The organism is Curtobacterium sp. AB451 (assembly GCF_050585845.1).
GTDB lineage: Bacteria > Actinomycetota > Actinomycetes > Actinomycetales > Microbacteriaceae > Curtobacterium.
Window position 1 is genome coordinate 1 of record NZ_JBOBQG010000005.1, and the last position, 17,677, is coordinate 17,677.

The following is a 17,677-nucleotide window of genomic DNA, read 5'->3' on the forward strand; positions in this document are numbered from 1 at the left end:
AGCGCGCGGCCGCCGGGCGGCGCGCGTGCGCGGGCCGACGCGGACGCACGAACGCCGCCCCGAGGGACGGCGTTCGTGACGGAGGGAACGGTTCGGCAGGTCAGCCGACGCGGTGCAACCAGACCACCGGGTTGCCCTCGGCGGCGTGGCGGAACGGCTCGAGCTCGTCGTCCCACGCCTGGCCCAGCGCCAGTCGGAGCTCGCGGTGGAGTTCGAGCGCGTTGCTCCCGGCGACCTCCATGGCGTAGCGGACGCGGTCCTCGGGCACGACCATGTTGCCGGTGACGTCGGTCTGCGCGTAGAACACCCCGAGGTCCGGCGTGTGCATCCAGCGGCCGCCGTCGGACTCCGACGTGGGCTCCTCGGTGACCTCGTACCGGAGGTGCTCCCAACCGCGCAGGGCCGAGGCGATCGCGGCGCCCGTCCCGACGGAACCCGTCCAGGTGAACTCGGTGCGACGCGCGCCGTCCTGTGCGGGCTGGTCGAGCCACGAGAAGTTCACGGCACGACTCATGGCGCGACCTGCCGCCCATTCGACGTGCGGGCAGAGCGCGCGTGGTGCGGAGTGCACGTAGAGCACCCCGGTGGTCGTTCCGTTCACGATTCCTCCGATTCGTCAGGTGCGACTTCCCCATCGACCTGAACTGGAGGTTCTCGTTCGGAACCATCGATATCCGATTGTGATGTCCTTGCGGACACGCCCATTATGCAGCCTGCACGCTGGGAACGCCAGGTACCGCGGCGGGACTCAGTGGAAGACGTGTCCCGCGGTGTCGAGGGGATGCCGCTCCCCCGCGGTGACCGACACCGGCATGCGGTTCTCCGCCGGCGGGATCGGGCAGGCGAACTGGTACGAGAACGCGCACGGCGGCAGGACCAGCAGGTTCCAGTCCAGCGCGACGTCGGCAGGCTCGCCGGGGTCGTCGAGGTACAGGAACCGCCCCATCGAGTAGGTGCTCCCGGGGTCCTCCTCGGGGAGCGCGCTCGTGGCGTCCTGCACGATGAGCTGCAGCCGAGGGACGCCGTGGAAGGGCGCCGACCGCACCGCGAGCAGCCGGACGGCCGCGCCGTCCAGCGTGGTCTCGACGTGTCCCGCGACCTCGAGCGGATCGCCGGCGGCGTCGACGACGCTCGCCGCGCCTCCTGGCTCACCCGGCGTGTACCTGCCGGACGTGACCCAGGCGGCGGACTGCTCGAAGCGCGCGATGCGGTCGAACCGGGCGATCGCGTCCGATGCCTGGTCCCACACCCGCAGGGTGCCGCGGGAGACCGTGCCCGCGAGCCCGTCGGGGAACGCGACGGTCGAGGGGACGACGGCCTCGTCGCCGGCGACGAACGCGGTCCCGTCCACGGAGTCGCCGTCGACGAGGACCCCGTCGTCCGGGACGGCGGTGACCGTGAGCCCTCCGGGCGCCGGCGCCCACTGCCCCGGCACCGGCCACACCGGCTGGGCGTGGTCGACGCGCTGGGCGTTCACGAGCGCGAGCGGACCCCGGGCGCTCGTCGCCCACCGGTCGCGACCGGCGGCGTGTTCGGCGAGGTCGGTCACGACTGCTCTTGGCGGGGGTAGATGACCTTCTGGACGATGATGATCACCGACGCCGCCACCGGCAGGGCGACGAGGGCGCCGAGGACTCCACCGATCGTGCCGCCCGCGACCGCGGCGATGACGACGAGGGCGCCGGGGACCTGGACCGCCCGGGACATGATCCGCGGCGAGATCACGTACGCCTCGACCTGCATGTACACGAGGTAGTAGATCGCCGCGGCGAGGGCGGTCGCCGGCGACGCGAACAGGCACAGCAGCGAGATGACGATCGCCGACGCGAGCGTCCCGACGAGCGGGATGAGCGATCCCATGAAGGCGAACGATGCGAGCAGCACCGGCAGCGGCGCGCCGATGATGAGCAGGAACACGAAGCTGAGGATGCCGTTGATGAGCGCCTGCGAGATCTGTCCGACGACGTAGCGTCCGACCGCCTGCGTGATCTGCTCGCTGACGTCGATGAAGTTCTCGCGCCGCGACGCGGGCACGAACCGGTACGTCATCCGCTTCATGCCCCGCATCGACGCGAGGAAGTAGAGCATCAGGATGATGACGATGACGGCGCCGGTGAGGCCGGTCAGGATCCCGCTGCCGACGGCGAGGATTCCACCACCGAGGCTCAGCAGGTTGCCCGGGTCCTCGACGAAGGACTGCAGGGACTGCAGGGCGTGGTCGATGTCGAACGATCCGGCGAACTGCTGCGAGAGGTCCTGCACCCACTCCTGCCGCGAGACGTCCCGCACGATCTCGGGGAAGTTCTGGATGAGGTTCGTCGCCTGCTGCACCAGGATCGGCACGACCGCGAAGACCACCCCGGCGAAGGCCGCGAGGACCCCGACCACCACCACCGTGATCGCCACCCATCGCGGGACGAACCGTTCGAGGAAGGAGACGAGCGGATCGATGCCGAGCGCGAGGAACAGCGCGACACCGACGTAGACGAGCACCGTGCTGAGCTCGTTGACGATCGCACCGGCCACGACCGCGACGAGCACACCGAGCGCACCCATGAAGCCGATCCGGAACGCGTTGACGCGCACGCCGGTGCCACCGCGGGTCACCTCGAACGTCACGTTCGGCGTCGGTCCGTGGTCGTCCTGGTCCTGCGGTGCGTCGCGCTTCCTGGGGAGGTGCACGCGGGGCGGGTGCGGTCGCTTGCTGCTGCTCGGACCCGCGTCGGCTTTTGACATGTAGGGCGGGCGGGACTCGAACCCGCGAATCGTTCGGTTATGAGCCGACTGCCTTGACCAGCTTGGCTACCGCCCCTCGCCGGGGACCGTCAGTCCACCGGTTCCCCACGATACAGCGACTCGAACGTCGAGAGCGTGCGGTTGATGTCGTGTGCCTCGATCATGGCGAGACTGCGGTGACGCATCGCCACGTAGTCGTCGTCCGACGCGGTCAGCACGGCCGTGAGCTTCGCGGCCAGGTCGTGCTCGTCACCGGGTGTGAACAGGAAGCCGTTGCCGTCGATGAGGTGCGGGAGCGCCATCGAGTCCGCCGCGACGACGGGAAGTCCGGAGGCCATGCCCTCGAGCGATGCGATGCTCTGGAGCTCGGCGGTCGACGGCATCGCGAAGACGGTCGAGTTCGTGAGGGCCTGCCGCTTCGCCTCGTCGGAGACGAAGCCCAGGAACCGGACGCGGTCCTCGAGCCCGAGCTCCTTCGCCTGGTGCGTGAGCTTCGGGATCATCTCGCCGTCGCCGACGATCGTCAGCGTCGTGTCGAGCTCGGCCGGGAGAAGCGCCAGGGCCTTCACGAGGACGTCGAGGTTCTTCTCGGGTGCGACCCGGCCGACGAACACGATGTCGTTGTTCGCCGGACGCCCCTCGCGGGCGACGTACCGCGTGGCGTCGATGCCGCACGAGATCGCCAGGACCCGCTGCCCGGCGATGGCGCGGCGCAGGTAGTCGGCGGCGAGGTTCGTCGGCGTGGTGATCGCGTCGGCGAGTCGGTACGTCTTCGCCGCGTCGTTCCAGGCGATCTTCACCGCGATCGGCACGGTGCGCTTGCCGAACGGCGTGTACTCGAGGAGGTTCTCGGGCATGAAGTGGTTCGTGGCGATCACCCGGATGCCGCGCGCGTGCGCCTCGGGCACCATGCCCCGGCCGACGACGACGTGCGACTGGATGTGCAGGACGTCCGGCTGGAAGGCGTCGAGGATCGGGGCGGTCCACTTGCGGACGCTCCACGGCCAGACGAAGCGCAGCCAGGCGTGCAGCGGCCACTTGTAGGACTTCAGGCGGTGCACGACGAGGGTCACGCCGTGCAGTTCCTCGTCGAAGGTGCCGTAGTGGCGGCTCGACGCGGGGGCGACGATCTGGACCTCGTGCCCGCGTTCGGCGAGGCCGACGGCGAGCTGCTCGGCGAAGGTCGCCGCGCCGTTGACGTCGGGCGCGAACGTGTCGGCCGCGATGAGCACACGCAGCGGTCGTCGACCGCCCGTCGCACCCGTCGGTTCGGCGGTGGCGGTGGTGGCGTCGTCTGACACGGCTGGCGTCGTCCTCTCGTGGGCGAATGCTGGTCGTTCCACGACGCTACCCCACGTCGCGCGGGGCTCGCGTCCGCCTCGCGGTGGACACCGTCACCCCGTGGGACGAGCTCTCAGGCGCGGGTCTGCGGGTGGTGCTTGGCGAGCAGGAACACGCCGGTGATCGCGATCGCCGCGGCGACGAGGAAGCCGAAGACGGCGAAGACGGGCGCCCCCGAGGCCTCGTCGAGGACGACGACACCGATGCCCACGGCGACGATCGGGTCGATCACGGTGAGCCCCGCGATCACCAGGTCGGCCGAGCCGATGGAGTACGCGTTCTGCACGAAGTACCCGCCGAGCGACGCCGCGACGACGACCCCGACGATCGCCAGCACCGTCAGCCAGTCGAACGTGCCGTTCACGAACCGGTTGAGCACGACCTTGGCGAGCGTCGCGACGAAGCCGTAGAGGATGCCGGCGCCGACGATGTAGTAGAGCGCGTTCTTGTGCTTCGCCACGATCCGGAACGAGACGAGCACGAGGACCAGGACGACCGCCAGGACCACGAGCACCGTGACGAGCTGTCGGCTCGTGATCGCGCTCTCGTGCCCCACGAACGCGGCGATGCCCACGAAGATGCCGACACCGATGATGCAGGTCCACACGGCCCGCCGTGCGCGGTGGCCGAGCGGCACGCCCGAGGCCCGCGACGAGAACCACGTGGTGATCACGAGCGCCACGGCGCCGAGCGGCTGGACGACGATGAGCGGCGCGTAGGTGATGCTCACCAGCTGCAGCACGACGGCGACGCCGAGCATGAGCGTGCCGAGCACCCAGTAGCCGCTCGAGAGCAACCCGACGACGTGTCGGACGCTGAGGCCCTTCGACTGCCGGCCGAGCCGCGCTTCGACCCGCTGCACCCCGCGACTCTGGAACTGCGCCCCCAGCGACAGGAACACCGCGCCGATGAGCGCGACGGGGATCATGAGCGCCTGGAACGGCGTGAGGTTCACCGCGTCGGGCAGCTGGAGGTCCGTCGTCACGCGTCGAGGCTACCGTTCCCCGCCGGATAACCTGGGTGAATGGCCGTTCTCCCGATCCGCATCACCGGTGAACCCGTCCTGCACGCCCGTGCAGCCGAGGTCACCGACTTCGACGACGACCTGCGATCGCTGGTCGCCGACATGTTCGAGACGATGGACCTCGCACCGGGGGTCGGTTTGGCCGGCCCACAGGTCGGCGTCGGCAAGCGGCTCTTCGTGTACTCATGGACCGATGATGACGAGGTCCTGCACCGTGGCGTGGCGGTGAACCCCGTCCTGTGGACCACTCCCGCCGTGCCCGAGGCTGTGGAGGAACTCGACGACGACGAGGAGTCCGAGGGCTGCCTGTCGGTCCCCGGCGAACGCTTCCCGCTCCGTCGGTCCGAGGGTGCGCTGCTCCGCGCGGTCGACGAGCACGGCACGCCGTTCGAGGTCGAGGCGCACGGCTGGCTCGCCCGGATCTTCCAGCACGAGTACGACCACCTCGACGGGTACCTGTACGCGGACCGGCTCGTGCACCCCTACGGCAAGCAGGTCGCCAAGGCGATCCGGAAGAACAGCTGGGGCGGCCCGGGCAAGTCGTGGCTGCCGGGTCGCGACCACCCCGAGGGCTGACGGCAGGAGCCCCGGCCCGCACGGCGGTCGGTCGGTCAGCCGGTCGGCCGACCCGTCAGTCGGTTGGCCTGTCGGTGGGTCGGCCCGTCCGTCGGTCGGTTGGCCTGTCGGTGGGTCGGCCCGTCCGTCGGTCGGTTGGCCTGTCGGCCGTCCGGGAGGCACGGCTCAGCTCCGCCAGGCCGCGATCGCGTCCCGCAGGTGGCCGGTCTCCGGATGTCCCGGGCAGTACGCGAGGAGTGCTGCGGCGACGTTCGCCTCGGCCGCCGAGTCGACGGCCCGGGCCCACGGCCCGCTCCCCCGCAGTGCGCACGTCGCGGCGAGTCCTTCGAGCGTGGCGTCGCCCCGGCCGGCATCGACCGCCGCGCGCTGCTGCGAGGACATCGTCGTCCCGGTGATGCGCCGCGCCCGACAGTCGGTGCGGTCGTCCTCCCAGACGGCGGAGTAGGTCGTGTAGGTCTCCGTCCGGCCGGACACGCCCGTCTCGCACACGAAGGCGAACACGATCGGCGCGGCGCCCGAGGCTGCGACACCCGAGGTCGCGGCGGTGTCGAGCGAGTCACCGGGCTCCGACTCGGCACCGGTCGTGCACCCCGCGAGACCGATCGCCACGGTCGCCACGACGGCCGCGGCGAGGGCTCGGCGCAGGGTGATCACCTGTGAACGCTAACAGCATCCAGCCATGGGTCCGCTGCGAGCACCGGAAGCGGATGCCGCGCGCCGAACTCGCGTGCCGCACCCGCGCGACGTTTCGCGCCCACCGACACCTCACGCCCGCCGGAGCCCGTGACCTGTCGCCCAGCGCGAAACCCCGCCCACGCAGCGCGCCCCGCACGCACCCCGCGCGCCCGCCGCACCCCGCGCACGCAAAAGGCCCCCACCCGAAGGTGAGGGCCTGGCTGCTCCCCGAGTTGGACTCGAACCAACAACCTGCCGGTTAACAGCCGGCTGCTCTGCCAATTGAGCTATCGAGGATCACTGTTCGCTGGCGAATGTCGTGCGAACAACGGGTAACAGCATAGCAGGAACCCGGAGCCGCCCCGCGCATCCACCACGCATCCCGGGCGTGCCGCGCTCAGTACCCGGCGACCGGGTCCACCACGCCGACGAAGCCCTCGCCGGCGCCCCCGAGGAACGCCACGGTGTTGACCCGCACGCGCTCGGCCAGCAGCGGCGCCACCATCTCCGGCGTGTCGGCCTGGTGCGGCGTGATGATCGCACCCGGCTCGTCCCAGAGCGGATGTCCGTCCGGCAGGGGCTCCGGGTCGGTGACGTCGAGCCCGGCGGCGGCGATGGCTCCGCTCCGCAGGGCGTCCACGAGCGCGTCGGTGTCGACGAGTCCGCCGCGGGCGATGTTCACGAGCCGTGCGGACGGCTTCATGATCGCGAACTGCCGAGGCCCGAACAGCTTCGACGTCCCCGAGGTCATCGCGGCCGCGATCATCACGACGTCGGCGTCGGGCAGCACCTCGTCCAGCTGGTCGGTCGTGAGGGTCCGGTCGGCCCCGGGGACCGGCGAGGACGATCGGCGCACCACGGTGACCGAGACCTCGAAGGGTGCGAGCAGCCGGATGTACTCCAGCGCGATGCCACCGGCGCCGATGACGACCACACTCCTGCCGTAGAGCGAGACACCCTCGGGCTCGGTCGCCCAGGACCGTGCACGGGCACGCTTCTGCAGCACCCGGAGCGTCCCGAGCGTGAGGGCGAGAGCGTGCTCGGCGACGGGCTCGGCGTACGCCCCCTTGGCCGAGGTGAAGAGCACCCGGTCGCCGTGCTCGGCGATCAGCCCGGCGAAGGCGTCGACACCGGCGAACGGCAGCTGGACCCAGCCGATCGACGGCGTGGCGTCCAGGGCGTCGGCCAGGCCGGACGGGTCCCGCGGATCGAGCCACACGAGCCCGGCGGTCTCGGCACCGAGGGCACCCACGGTCCCACCGGCAGCGGCGACTGCGTCCTCGTGGAGGGCGGTGCCGTCACCGGCGGGCAGGATCGCGACCGGCCCGGCGGTCGGCGGTGCGATCGGCAGCGCGGCGCCGGCGTCGGTCACGACGGCCCGGTGCCCGCGAACACCCGAAGACGAAGTGCCCGACGACGAAGACGTGCCCGCCGAGGACGTACCCGACGACGAAGACGTGCCCGACACGGCCGCGGGCCCCCCGGACCCGGACGGTTCCGCGCTCACGCGTTCTCCTGCCGTTCCGCACGCGGTCCGGTGCCGGCGGCGACGGGCCGGCGCGGGGCCGAGGACCGTCGCGGGGCGGCCGCGACGGGCTGCCGACGCTTCACCGGACGTGCCGCCGTCGACGCGAGCGTCTTGACGTAGGGGTCGACGGGGTTGTCGAGGACCTCGTCGAAGGTGCCGAGTCCGACGAGCCGGCTCTCGGCCATGATCGCCACCCGGTCAGCGAGGGCACGGGCCTCGCGCAGGTCGCTCGACACCACGACCGCCGAGAACTGCCGGTTCCGCTGCAGGGTCGCCAGCGCCTCGAGCACCGACTGGCGGACGAGCACGTCGACGCCACGGGCGGGTTCGTCGGCGACGAGCAGCTGGGGCTCGAGCACGAGCGCCTTCGCGAGGGCGACCCGCTGCCGCTGCCCGCTCGAGAGCTCCCACGTGTTGAGCCGCATGACGCCGAGGGGCAGGTGCACGGCGTCGACCAGGCGGGCGACGATGAGGCCGGCCTCCTTGCGGTCGAACCGGCGGTCCCGCGCGTAGATCGGTTCCGCGATGGCCTCGCCGACGGTGAGGTCCGGGCTGAGCCGGTCCGCGCCGTCCTGCGGGAGGTAGCCGATGCGCCCGCTCAGTCGTTCGAGCTTGCGGGAGGTCGGCCGGAGACCGCGGGTCTTCTGCCCGAGCACGGTCAGCTCGCCGCCGATGATGTGCCGACGGTGGGCGCCGTCGCCCTCGCCGGTGGTGCCGAGCTGCCCCGCGATGGCCGCGGCGAACGTCGACTTGCCGGACCCGGACTCGCCGAGCACGGCCAGGATCTCCCCCTGACGGACCGTGAGGCTCACGCCGTCGACGGCCCGGATCGCATCCGTCCCCCGTCCGCTCCGGTACTCGATCGACACGTCGTCCGCGACGACCGCCGGTCCGTTGACCGCGATCATGGATCCCCTTCCACGCCGCCCCCTGGCGGCGGTTCGCGACGGACCGGGCTGCACCGACCGTCGTGCGCGATGTTCGAGGAGGTGACCGCCAGGAGGCGCGGCGTGCGTCGTCGACGCGCACCGCGCCTCCTGGGATGGTCGCGTCGGGTCAGGACCCGGCGTTCTCCAGTTCCACCAGCGTACGCCGTCGCTCCGCCTGTTCCGCCGGATCCGGCACCGGGAGTGACGCCAGGAGACGCTGCGTGTACGGGTGCTGCGGTGCACCGAGGACCTCGGCGGTGGTGCCCGTCTCCACCAGGTCGCCCCGGTAGAGCACGGCGATCCGGTCCGAGAGCGCCCCGACGACCGCCAGGTCGTGGCTGATGAACAGCGACGCGAACCCGAGGTCCTGCTGCAGCTCGAGGAACAGCTCCAGCACGCGCGCCTGGACGGACACGTCGAGCGCACTCGTCGGCTCGTCGGCGATGAGGAGCTTCGGCCGCAGCGCGAGCGACCGCGCGAGCGAGGCCCGCTGCCGCTGCCCGCCGGAGAGCTCGTGCGGGTACCGGTCGCCGTAGGCCGCCGGCAGCTGCACGGCCTCGAGCAGTTCGCCGACCCGCTTCCGGGCGGCACGCGGGCTCGACACCTCGCCGTGCACCACGAGCGGTTCGGCGACGCACTCCGAGATCGTCAGCAGCGGGTTGAACGAGGTCGCCGGGTCCTGGAAGACGAACCCGATGTCCTTGCGGTGCCGCTTGAAGTCCCGCTCACGGTAGCCGAGCATCTCGGTGCCCAGGACGTTCAGCGAGCCGCCGGTGATCTTCGTCAGGCCGGCGATCGCACGGCCGATGGTGGTCTTGCCGGAGCCGGACTCCCCCACCAGACCGAGGACCTCACCGGGGCGGATGTCGAGGTCGACGCCCTTGACCGCCTTGAACGCGTGCGAGCCGAGGCGACCGGGGTACTCGATCTCCAGACCCCTCGCGGACACCAGCGGCTCGACGTCCGACGTGATCGCGGCACGGCGGGCGGCACCGGTCGAGGCCTCGAGCCGGGGCACGGCCGCGAGCAGGCGCTTCGTGTAGTCGTCCTGCGGCGCCGCGAACAGCTCGCCGACCGGGGCCTCTTCCACGACCTCGCCCTGGTACATCACGGCGACGCGGTCGGCCAGGTCCGCGACCACGCCCATGTTGTGGGTGATGATCACGATCGCGGCACCGAACTCGTCGCGGCAGCGGCGGAGCAGGTCGAGGATCTCGGCCTGCACCGTCACGTCGAGGGCGGTGGTCGGCTCGTCGGCGATGATCACGCTCGGTTCGAGAGCGAGCGCACTGGCGATGACGACACGTTGCTTCTGCCCGCCGGAGAACTGGTGCGGGTAGTGGTCGACGCGGGTCTCCGGGTCGGGGATGCCGACGCGACGGAGGTAGTCGATCGCCTTCGCGCGGGCCTCATTCTTCGAGACACCGCCGTGGGCGCGGAGTCCCTCGGCGATCTGCCACCCGACCGTGAAGACCGGGTTGAGCGCCGTCGAGGGCTCCTGGAACACCATCGCGCCCGCGGTCCCGCGCAGACCCCGGAGCTTCTGCGCGCCGACGGTCACGACGTCGGTCCCGTCGAGGAACACCGCTCCGCCGAGCGTCGCGGTCTCGGGCATGAGCCGCAGGATGCTCCGCGCGGTGACCGACTTGCCCGAGCCGGACTCGCCGACGAGGGCGAGGACCTCGCCGGGTCGGACGTCGATGCTGACGCCCTTGACCGCGTCGACGGCGCCGCCGTCGGTCGCGAAGGTGACGGTCAGGTCGTCGACGACGACGACCGGTTCGGTGGTGGTGTCGCCGACCTGGAGGCGCGTGGAGGCCTTGGGCTGGTCCGTCGCGTTGGACGGGTTGGTCGCGTCCGTCATGCGGTCGCCCCTTCCGTGCTGGCCGTCTGCTTGCGGGACACCAGCTGCTTCAGCCGACGTCGTGCACGGAGGCGCGGGTCGGAGATGTCGTTGAGGCTCTCGCCGATGAACGTCACGCCGAGCACGAGCACCACGATCGCGACACCCGGGAAGACCCCCGTCCACCAGACACCGCTGGCGACGTCGGAGAGCGCACGGCTGAGGTCGTAGCCCCACTCGGCACCGCTCGTCGGACCGATGCCGAAGCCCAGGAAGCCGAGGCCGGCGAGGGTCAGGATCGCATCACTCGCGTTGAGCGTGAGGATGAGCGGCAGGGACCGGGTCGAGTTCCGCAGCACGTGGCGGGTCATGATGCGCCACGGGTTCGTGCCCATCACCCGAGCCGACTCGACGAACGCCTCGTTCTTCAGGCGCACGGCCTCGGCACGGACGACCCGGAAGTACTGCGGGACGTACACGACGGTGATCGAGATCGCCGCCGCGATGATGCCGCCCGAGTAGCTCGAGTTGCCGCCCGAGATCACGATCGACACGACGATCGCGAGGAGCAGCGACGGGAAGGCGTAGATCGCGTCCGCGACCACGACGAGGATCCGGTCGAGCCAGCCGCCGATGTAGCCGGAGACCATGCCGAGCAGCACGCCGATGATGATCGACACGACGACGGCCACGATGACCACGAGCACCGCGGTCCGCGCGCCGTAGACCACGCGGCTGAACACGTCGAAGCCGCCGACGGTGGTTCCCCAGATGTGGGTGGCGCTCGGTGCGCCGGTGCGCGGGAAGCTCTGGCCGTCAGCGCCCTGCAGCTGGCCGAAGCCGTACGGGGCGATGAGCGGCGCGGCGACCGCGACGATCAGGTAGAGGGCGCAGATGACGACGCCGGTGATGAGCATGGCGCGCTGCCAGCCCGTGCTCCTGCGGAGCTGCACCACCACGGGCAGCCGCTTCCAGAGCGGTTCGTGGCGGTCGACGAGGGAGGTGTCAGCCATCTCTAGAACCTCACTCTCGGGTCGATCAGGGCCGCGACGACGTCGACGATGAAGTTCGTCACCGCGACGATCACCGCGAGCATCGCGACGATGCCCTGGACCGCGACGAAGTCGCGGGCGGACAGGTACTGGTTGAGCTCGAAGCCGAGCCCGCGCCACCCGAAGGTGGTCTCGGTGAGGACGGAACCACCCAGGAGCATGGCGATCTGGAGTCCCATCACCGTGATGATCGGCACGAGGGCGGGACGGAAGGCGTGCGTCCGGACGAGCCGCGCCTCCCGGACACCGCGTGAGCGGGCCGCGTCGACGTACTCGGACCCGAGCGAACCGATCATGTTCGCGCGGACCAGGCGCAGGAAGATGCCGGCGGTGAGGAGGCCGAGCGTCAACGCCGGCAGGACGGCGTGCGCCAGCACGTCGCCGATGATCTGCGCGTTGCCGGTGCGCAGGGCGTCGATGAGGTAGATGCCCGTCGCGCCGGGGATGTTGTCGAGGACGAGCGACACCCGGGTCGAGGCCCGGTCGCCGAGCGGGAGCCACCCGAGCCAGACCGAGAAGACGAGCTTGAGCAGCAGGCCGCCGAAGAACACCGGCGTCGCGTAGGTCAGGATCGCGAGCGCGCGGAAGAGGACGTCCGGCCACTTGTCGCGCATGTACGCGGCGAGCATGCCGAGCGGGATGCCGAGCAGCAGCGCGACGATGAGCGCGTAGAACACGAGCTCCGCGGTGGCGCCGCCGTACGTGACGATGATCTCGGTGATCGGCCGGTTGTCGGTCGCGGTGGTCCCGAAGTCGCCGCGCAGGATGTTGCCGAGGTACTCGGCGTACTGCACGAGCACCGGGCGGTCGTAGCCGGCGGCGTGCAGGCGCTCCTGCAGCTGGCTCGGGGTCAGGCGTCCGCCGACGGAGGCGGTGATCGGGTTCCCGATGACACGCATCAGGAAGAACACGAGCGTCACCAGGATGAAGACGGTCGGGAAGATGAGGAGGAACCGGACGAGGACGTACCGGCCGAGTCCGCCGCCGCTGCTCTTGGCACTGCGCTGTGCCTCGGGCTTGGTGGGGTCGGTGGCCAGTTCCGAGCTCGCCTCTGGGGTGCTGAGGGTCACGGGGACGGGTGCCTTTCGGTGCCGTTGGGGACGCGGTCACGGGGGCGCTCCTCGTGGGAACGCCCCCGTGGGCCGGAACCGGTCTTACTTGGAGAGGGTCGCGTACCGGAACTTGTACGAGGAGTCGAGGGTCAGGCCCTTGACGTCCTTGGCCGCCACGGCGACCGACTTGCCCTGCAGCAGCGGCAGCGTCGAGATCTGCGTCGCCTCACGCTCCTGCGCCTGCTCGATGAGGTCGGCGCGCTTGTCCTTGTCGGACTCCTGCTGCTCCTCGGAGATGAGCTGCTGGATCGTCGGGTCGTCGTAGTGGTTCTGCACGAAGTTGTCCTTCGTGAAGAACGGCGACAGGTAGTTGTCGGCGTCCGAGAAGTCCGGGAACCAGCCGAGCTGGTACACCGGGTAGGCGTCCTTCGTGCGCTCCTGCGCGTAGGTCGTGTAGACCGTCGACTGGATGTTCACGGTGAACAGGCCCGAGTTCTCGAGCTGCGTCTTGAGCTCGGCGTACTCGTCGTCCGACGTCGAACCGTAGTGGTCCGGTGCGTACTGGATGTCGAGCTGGACCTTGCCGGTGACGCCCGCCTTCGACAGGGTCTCCTTCGCCTTGTCGACGTCCGCGCCGCCGTTGCCGTCGCCGTAGAGCTCCTCGAAGGGCTTCGCGGCACCGGTCAGGCCGTCCGGGACCATCGAGTAGAGCGGCGAGTAGGTGTCGTTGTAGACGTCCTTGGCGAGCTTCTCGCGGTCGACGACGTCGGCCACGGCCTGGCGCACGGCGAGGGCCTTGGTCTCGTCGGCGTCCGACTGCTTCGCGCCGAAGGGCTGCGTGTTGAAGTTGAAGACCAGGTAGCGGATCTCGCCGCCGGGGCCGTCGGTCACCTTCACCTTGTCGTCCTTGCGGAGGTCGGCGATGTCGGTCGGCGTCAGCGAGCGGTACGCCACGTCGACGTCGCCCTGCTGGACGGCGAGCTTCAGGTCGGTCTCCTTGGTGTAGTAGCTCGCCGTGACCTCGTCCGTCTTCGGCTTGCCCAGGAGGCCGTCGTAGTTCTTGTTCGCCTTGTACTGGATCGTGTCGTTCTCCTTGTAGGAGGAGATCTCGTACTGCCCGGCGAACGCCTTGCCCTTGACGATGTCGGCCGCCGGCGTGAGCTTGTCGGCCGAGAAGACCTGCTCGTCGACGATCGGGCCGGCGGGGCTCGAGAGCACCTGCGGCCAGGTCTGGTCGGCGTGGTCGAGGTTGAACACCACGGTCGTGTCGTCCGGGGTGTCGATGCTCTTGAGGTTGGCGAGCAGGGACTGCGGGCCGTTCTCGTTGTTGATCTTCAGCTCGCGCTCGAACGAGAACTTCACGTCGCTCGACGTCAGGTCGTGGCCGTTGGCGAACTTCAGTCCGCTCTTGAGCTTGACCGTGTACGTCGTGTCGTTGGTGAACTCACCGCTCTCCGCGATGTCCGGCTTCACGTCGGGGCTGCCCACCGGCGTGTTCATCAGGAACGGGAAGACCTGGTTCTGCACGGCGAACGAGCCGTTGTCGTACGAGCCCGCCGGGTCGAGCGACGTGATCTTGTCCGTCGTCCCGATGCTGATGCCGTTCAGGGCGGTGTCGCTCACGCTGCTGCTCGCGCAGCCGCTGAGCACCAGCGCCGTCGCTGCCACTCCGGCGCCGAGCGCGATGCCGCGCTTGCCCCACTTGGTCACGGATGCCATGTCCGATGCCTCTCTTGGTGATGAATGCAAGGGTCCTGGGCGGGAGGTCGATCGTCTGTGTGCCCGGCCAGGAACGCTCATTGCTACCACCCTGTCACGGAACTCCACGAACCGAGGGAGATTTGTTTACACCGCTGTAATGCGCGGGAGCGCCTGGTGGCGCATCATCCGTGCGTCGGAGTGCGGCGCGCCGCGCACGATTGTTGCGTCCTGCAACGCCGGGGCCGGCGGCCTGGGTGGGCCCGGCGGTCGCCGCGGCGCGCGAGCGGGCGAAGTACGTCCCGCTCGCGCCCGGTACCCGGCCCGTTCCGCCCGCTCGGCGCCCCGCACGCGGCGCATCCCGCCCGCTCGGCGCCCCGCACGCGGCGCGTCCCGCCCGCTCGACGCCCCGCGCGCGAGCGGGCCGCCCACTCGACGCCCCGCACGCGAGCGGGCGAAGTACGTCCCGCTCGCGCCCGGTACCCGGCCCGTTCCGCCCGCTCGACGCCCCGCACGCGGCGTGTTCCGCCCGCTCGACGCCCCGCACGCGGCGTGTTCCGCCCGCTCGACGCCCCGCACGCGGCGTGTTCCGCCCGCTCGGCGCCCCGCGCGCGAGCGGGCGAAGTACGTCCCGCTCGCGCCCGGTACCCGGCCCGTTCCGCCCGCTCGACGCCCCGCACGCGGCGTGTTCCGCCCGCTCGGCGACTGGCACGTGGCGCGTCGTGCGACCTCGGCGGCCCGCCGGGCACCCTGGAGGCGCGGCGCCCGTCCGCACCGCACCCCCTCGTGACGCTCCGGTCACCTCGCCCGCGTGCACGCTCGCGTCGCGCGCGTGGCCGGCTCGAGGTCGCACGAAGTGCCGCTCCGAGCGCTCCCGACCGGCCGTTCGTGCGACCTCGGCGGCACGCAGGTGGCGCGTCGTGCGACCTCGGCGGGGCGACCTCGGCACTCGACCTCGGCGACACGCGCGTGGCGTGTCACGCGACCTCCGCGACACGCAGACGACGCGTCGTGCGACCTCGGCCCGACCGGAGGCGCGGCGGGCGCCTACGAGTTCGCTGCCGCCTCGGCGTCCGCGCGCAACCGCATCCGCTGCGCGTCGATGTCCACGAGCTGCCGCTGGATCTCCGCGCGACGGTCGGCCTGCTCGTTCGGGTCCGCCCGCTGCAGCTGCCCGAGGAGCGATGCCTTGCGCGCCAACAGGTCCCGCTCGACCAGCGCGACGACGATGCTCCGCGCGTAGAGCGCGAGGTCCTCGTCGGTGCGGGCCGGGATCGGCGCGAGCGCGAGCTCCTGCACGAGTCCCCGGAACGGCCCCGGCACGTCCTGCAGCAGGCGTTCGAGCCAGTCCCCCGCGCCGATCGCGTCGACGTTCGCGACCACGGCGTCGCGGACCACGGACAGCATCGGTGCCGAGAAGGTCGCGGCCGCCGCGAGCCCGAGGAGCGGCGCGCCGACGTGCCCGGGCTGCTGCACCATCGCCATCACCGCGTCCCGCTCCATGCGCGTGATCGGGTCGTTCGGCAGGAGCCGGAGCCCGGCCACGGGCTCGTCGGGGACGGCGACCGCCTCGCCACTGGAGCCGGTGTGCGTGGCCGGTGCCGTGCCTCCTGGGCGGTGGTCGTTCGACGAGGACCCCGCGCGCTGGCGGGCGTTCTCGACCGCGCGGCGGACCTCGGGGATGTCCAGGCCGAGCCACTTGGCGGTCTCGCGCGTGTAGGCGGTGGCGAGCGTGCGGTCGCGGATGCCGGCGACGACCGGTGCGGCGTCGCGGAGCCCGGCGACGCGCCCCTCGGCCGTCTCGATGTCGTGTGCTGCCAGGCGGCGACGGATGATGAACTCGAACATCGGCCGCTTGGTCTCGATGAGCCGGGTGACGGCGGCGTCTCCCCGCGCCAGCCGGAGGTCGCACGGGTCGAGTCCGCCCGGCGCCACCGCGACGTAGGTCTGCGAGGCGAAGCGGCTCTCTTCCGCGAAGGCCCGCGAGGCCGCGCGCTGCCCGGCCTCGTCCGGGTCGAACGTGAACACGATGTTGCCGAGCTGCGAGAGGTCGCGGCTCGCGGAGTCGCCGAGCATCGGCCGCAGCACCTTGATGTGGTCGACGCCGAAGGACGTGCCACATGTGGCGACCGCGGTCGTGATGCCGGCGAGGTGGCAGGCCATCACGTCGGTGTACCCCTCGACGATGACGACCTGCTTCTGCTTCGAGATGTCCCGCCGTGCGAGGTCGAGTCCGTAGAGCACCTGGCTCTTGTGGTAGATCGGGGTCTCGGGCGTGTTGAGGTACTTCGGTCCCTTGTCGTCGTCGAGCAGCCGCCGCGCGCCGAAGCCGATCGTCGCCCCGGTGACGTCGCGGATCGGCCACATCAGCCGCCCGCGGAACCGGTCGTACGGCGAGCGGTCGCCCTGGCTGACGAGTCCGGCCGAGACGATCTCGTCGATCGTGAACCCACGGCCGCGCAGGTGGTCCCGGAGCGCGTCGTACGACTTCGGGGCGAACCCGACGCCGAATTGCTGCGCCGCCGCCGGGTCGAACCCGCGCTCACCGAGGAACTGGCGTGCCGGCTCGGCCGCCGCCGTGGTGAGCTGCGACACGTAGAACTGCTGCGCCGCCTCGTTCGCGGCGATGAGCCGGGCCCGGGCGTTGTAGTCGGTCCGGGGGCCGTCGCCCTCTTCGTAGTGGAGCGTGAAGCCGATCTTCGCGGCCATCCGCTCGACGGCTTCCTGGAAGGTGGTGTGGTCCTGCTTGATGACGAAGTCGAAGACGTCGCCGTCCTCACCGCAGCCGAAGCAGTGGTACCGGCCGACCTGCGGACGGACGTGGAACGACGGGGAGCGTTCGTCGTGGAAGGGGCAGAGGCCCTTGAGCGACCCCACCCCGGCCGACTTCAGGGTCACGTAGTCGCCGACGACGTCGGCGATGTTGACACGCGAGCGGACCTCGTCGATGTCGTTCCGCGCGATCCTCCCAGCCACCCCTCGATCCTAGTTCCCGCCGCTGACGACGGCTGACCGTCGCGGGATCTGTGGACAGGGCCGGGAGGCGCGGCTCGGCCCCGCCACGCGGGTGAGGCACCGCCCGTGGTCGGGTCCGGAGCACGACCCACCACCCCGGCTCGGGTCCAGGGCGCGACGCCCCGTCCGGCCGCCCCGACTCGGGGCCCTGGCGCGACCCACCGCCCCGGCTCGCGACCGGGGCGCTACGCCCGTCCGGCCGCCCCGG

Annotated in this window: 14 protein-coding genes, 2 tRNA genes and 1 pseudogene; 1 reads left to right on the forward strand and 16 read right to left on the reverse strand. The window is 71.1% G+C overall.

The window, feature by feature from the left end; all coding sequences use genetic code 11:
* Positions 1 to 100 precede the first annotated feature (100 nt).
* The 6 genes from ACQXVK_RS12730 to ACQXVK_RS12755 all read right to left on the reverse strand — a co-directional run bounded on the left by ACQXVK_RS12730 (position 101) and on the right by ACQXVK_RS12755 (position 5,062).
* Positions 101 to 580 (reverse strand): DUF3145 domain-containing protein, encoded by a 480-nt coding sequence (locus ACQXVK_RS12730; protein ID WP_083295326.1) that lies wholly within the window; start codon positions 578 to 580, stop codon positions 101 to 103.
* A gap of 168 nt (positions 581 to 748) precedes the next feature.
* Positions 749 to 1,549, reverse strand: coding sequence for a DUF1684 domain-containing protein (locus ACQXVK_RS12735; RefSeq protein ID WP_430853781.1), 801 nt, complete (start codon positions 1,547 to 1,549; stop codon positions 749 to 751).
* Positions 1,546 to 2,682, reverse strand: a complete 1,137-nt coding sequence (locus ACQXVK_RS12740) for an AI-2E family transporter (RefSeq protein ID WP_402262308.1) — start codon at positions 2,680 to 2,682, stop codon at positions 1,546 to 1,548. Before ACQXVK_RS12740 ends, ACQXVK_RS12735 begins: the two co-directional genes overlap by 4 nt.
* A 55-nt stretch (positions 2,683 to 2,737) precedes the next feature.
* Positions 2,738 to 2,812: transfer RNA gene (locus ACQXVK_RS12745), tRNA-Ile, on the reverse strand.
* A 13-nt stretch (positions 2,813 to 2,825) separates the two neighbouring features.
* Positions 2,826 to 4,037 (reverse strand): glycosyltransferase, encoded by a 1,212-nt coding sequence (locus ACQXVK_RS12750; RefSeq protein ID WP_022906382.1) that lies wholly within the window; start codon positions 4,035 to 4,037, stop codon positions 2,826 to 2,828.
* Between the two features lie 113 nt (positions 4,038 to 4,150).
* On the reverse strand, positions 4,151 to 5,062 hold the full coding sequence (locus ACQXVK_RS12755) for a DMT family transporter (RefSeq protein WP_022906383.1): 912 nt from the start codon (positions 5,060 to 5,062) through the stop codon (positions 4,151 to 4,153).
* Between the two features lie 39 nt (positions 5,063 to 5,101).
* On the opposite strand from ACQXVK_RS12755, the gene def reads away from it, so the two are divergent.
* On the forward strand, positions 5,102 to 5,677 hold the full coding sequence (def, locus tag ACQXVK_RS12760; RefSeq protein WP_430853782.1) for a peptide deformylase: 576 nt from the start codon (positions 5,102 to 5,104) through the stop codon (positions 5,675 to 5,677).
* A 165-nt stretch (positions 5,678 to 5,842) separates the two neighbouring features.
* On the opposite strand, the gene ACQXVK_RS12765 is transcribed toward def, so the two are convergent.
* From ACQXVK_RS12765 to dnaG, 10 genes and pseudogenes are all read right to left on the reverse strand, one after another.
* The gene (locus ACQXVK_RS12765) at positions 5,843 to 6,331 is read right to left on the reverse strand and encodes a hypothetical protein (RefSeq protein ID WP_430853783.1); all 489 of its coding nucleotides are present in this window, start codon (positions 6,329 to 6,331) and stop codon (positions 5,843 to 5,845) included.
* A gap of 245 nt (positions 6,332 to 6,576) precedes the next feature.
* Positions 6,577 to 6,649 (reverse strand) — tRNA-Asn (locus tag ACQXVK_RS12770).
* 100 nt (positions 6,650 to 6,749) lie between these two features.
* Positions 6,750 to 7,724, reverse strand: coding sequence for a D-isomer specific 2-hydroxyacid dehydrogenase family protein (locus tag ACQXVK_RS12775; protein ID WP_430853784.1), 975 nt, complete (start codon positions 7,722 to 7,724; stop codon positions 6,750 to 6,752).
* 131 nt (positions 7,725 to 7,855) lie between these two features.
* Positions 7,856 to 8,788 carry an ATP-binding cassette domain-containing protein gene (locus tag ACQXVK_RS12780; protein WP_022906387.1) on the reverse strand — a complete coding sequence of 311 codons (933 nt, stop codon included), beginning with the start codon at positions 8,786 to 8,788 and terminating at the stop codon, positions 7,856 to 7,858.
* A 148-nt stretch (positions 8,789 to 8,936) separates the two neighbouring features.
* On the reverse strand, positions 8,937 to 10,673 hold the full coding sequence (locus ACQXVK_RS12785) for an ABC transporter ATP-binding protein (RefSeq protein WP_430853785.1): 1,737 nt from the start codon (positions 10,671 to 10,673) through the stop codon (positions 8,937 to 8,939).
* On the reverse strand, positions 10,670 to 11,665 hold the full coding sequence (locus tag ACQXVK_RS12790) for an ABC transporter permease (RefSeq protein WP_402262289.1): 996 nt from the start codon (positions 11,663 to 11,665) through the stop codon (positions 10,670 to 10,672). The genes ACQXVK_RS12785 and ACQXVK_RS12790 overlap by 4 nt, the downstream gene beginning before the upstream one ends.
* Before the next feature lie 2 nt (positions 11,666 to 11,667).
* Positions 11,668 to 12,333, reverse strand: a complete 666-nt coding sequence (locus tag ACQXVK_RS12795; protein WP_402263789.1) for an ABC transporter permease — start codon at positions 12,331 to 12,333, stop codon at positions 11,668 to 11,670.
* A gap of 183 nt (positions 12,334 to 12,516) precedes the next feature.
* Positions 12,517 to 12,774: pseudogene (locus ACQXVK_RS12800) on the reverse strand (ABC transporter permease); the annotation flags it as partial.
* Positions 12,775 to 12,858: 84 nt separating this feature from the next.
* Positions 12,859 to 14,475, reverse strand: coding sequence for an ABC transporter substrate-binding protein (locus ACQXVK_RS12805; RefSeq protein ID WP_430853786.1), 1,617 nt, complete (start codon positions 14,473 to 14,475; stop codon positions 12,859 to 12,861).
* A 1,026-nt stretch (positions 14,476 to 15,501) separates the two neighbouring features.
* Positions 15,502 to 17,430, reverse strand: coding sequence for a DNA primase (gene dnaG / locus ACQXVK_RS12810; protein WP_430853787.1), 1,929 nt, complete (start codon positions 17,428 to 17,430; stop codon positions 15,502 to 15,504).
* Between the last annotated feature and the right edge of the window lie 247 nt (positions 17,431 to 17,677).